The 1,751-nt window shown below is 41.5% G+C and carries 3 protein-coding genes; all 3 read left to right on the top strand.

From position 1 onward, the window contains the following. The first annotated feature begins 99 nt into the window (after nucleotides 1-99). On the top strand, nucleotides 100-420 hold the full coding sequence (tnpA, locus tag ACNSTQ_RS22975) for an IS66 family insertion sequence element accessory protein TnpA (RefSeq protein WP_012960976.1): 321 nt from the start codon (nucleotides 100-102) through the stop codon (nucleotides 418-420). Beyond that, nucleotides 387-773, top strand: a complete 387-nt coding sequence (gene tnpB, locus ACNSTQ_RS22970; RefSeq protein ID WP_418202046.1) for an IS66 family insertion sequence element accessory protein TnpB — start codon at nucleotides 387-389, stop codon at nucleotides 771-773. Before tnpA ends, tnpB begins: the two co-directional genes overlap by 34 nt. A gap of 49 nt (nucleotides 774-822) precedes the next feature. Then, nucleotides 823-1,751 (top strand): IS66 family transposase (tnpC, locus tag ACNSTQ_RS22965; RefSeq protein WP_418202047.1); only part of this gene is annotated, 929 nt, incomplete at its 3' end.

Genomic DNA, 1,751 nt, shown 5'->3' with positions numbered 1-1,751 from the left:
CAATATCCTTATTTAAGCGTAAGCGTCAAATAACACACACATTCCAATAGGTATAAGCCCATGCGATACTCTAATCAAGAACGATGAAAGGGTGTCGCTATGAATCGTAAAGAAAAATACCATCTATGGAAAAACCGCATGGAAGACTTTGAAGCTAGCGGAGACACTATCCATGAATGGGTAGCCAAACAAGAAGAGATTACGGAGTATCAATTCCATTATTGGCGAAAGAAATTCAAGTCAGAAACAAACTCACAGTCAAACAACCAGATAAACAGTGGTTGGACATCCTTAGATGTCCCTACCTTTACCACTAACACAGCTATTGAGTTGAGACTAGATGATCTATCTGTCTATATCCCTGAAGATGTGAGTGAAGAACACCTTTGCCGTGTACTTCGGGTGTTGAGAAATGGATGATTAACCATCGTTCCATTGACAGAGTCTATCTTGCGAAAGGAAGTACAGACTTACGGAAATCCATTGATGGCCTTGCCGCAATCGTGCAAGAAAGCTTTCAAATTGACCCCTTCTCTCCCTGTCTCTTTGTTTTCTGCAATCGTCAACGAGATAAGATCAAAATCCTCCACTGGGAACATAATGGCTTTTGGCTCTATTATCGTCGCTTAGAAAAAGGGACGTTCACTTGGCCAGATGATTCTTCTTCCTCTCCGCAAATGATTAGCCACCGTCAGTTCCGTTGGTTACTTGACGGCCTTTCGATTGATCAAAAGTCTGCACATCCAAAAGTGACCGCAGGACGAGTCATCTAATGGATAAAATGAAAAAGCAAATCGTTGAGAGGTAGTGTATAATGAAAGTATGAAAACAACAGAAACCACCTCTCGACGTACAACTGAAGAGTTAGAAGAACGTGTCTCATCACTTGAGAAACAGAACGCAGAGCTGACGGCAAAAATTAAATGGTTCGAAGAACAATTCCGTCTTAGTAAGCAACGCCAATTCGGTACTTCAAGTGAGAAGACAAACGCTGACCAGCTAGAGCTACCTCTTTTTAATGAAGCGGAGATCTCTGCTGATCCAACTATTGAAGAACCTACGGTTGAAACGATTACATATAAACGTAAAAAGACCAAAGGGCAACGCGACATCAAACTTGAGAACCTTCCGAAGGAAATCATCGAGTATCGATTACCTGAAGAAGACCAGGTTTGTTCCTGCTGTAATGGAAACTTACATGAAATGTCGACAGAAATACGTCGTGAGTTAAAAGTGATCCCGGCAGAAGTAAAGGTCATTGAGCATGTTCAACATGTTTATTCATGTCGTCATTGTGAACGTGAAAACATTGAAACTCCTATCGTCAAAGCTTCAATGCCTAAACCAGTATTCCCTAAGAGTCTAGCTTCGCCATCTGCGATGGCTTACATCATGAATCAAAAATATGTAGAAGGACTTCCATTGTATCGGCAAGAACAGCAATTTGCGCGTCTCGGCGTTTCTTTGTCACGTCAAACATTAGCTAATTGGGTTCTTTATGGTGCTAATACTTGGCTAAACCTCATCTATAACCGGATGTATCAACATCTTATGGAGCGAGATATTCTTCATGCCGATGAAACGACGCAAGAAGTGCTTCGAGAACCTGATCGAGCATCAACAGCTTCTTCCTATTTGTGGCTCTACCGTTCTGGGCAGGAAGGTCAACCTATTGTATTGTTTGATTACCAACAAACACGTGCAAGTAAACATCCTAGGAATTTTTTATCTCCTTTCCAAGGGTACTTACA

The sequence above is a fragment of the Alkalihalobacterium sp. APHAB7 genome, assembly GCF_048323755.1.
GTDB lineage: Bacteria > Bacillota > Bacilli > Bacillales > Bacillaceae_F > Alkalihalobacterium.
Note: the sequence above shows the minus strand (reverse complement) of the source record. Positions and strands in the feature narration are given on the sequence as shown.

Bases quoted from the DNA above. Each gene is read 5' to 3' on its own strand.
- tnpA (WP_012960976.1), top strand. From the start codon at position 100: ATGAATCGTAAAGAAAAATACCATCTATGGAAAAACCGCATGGAAGAC.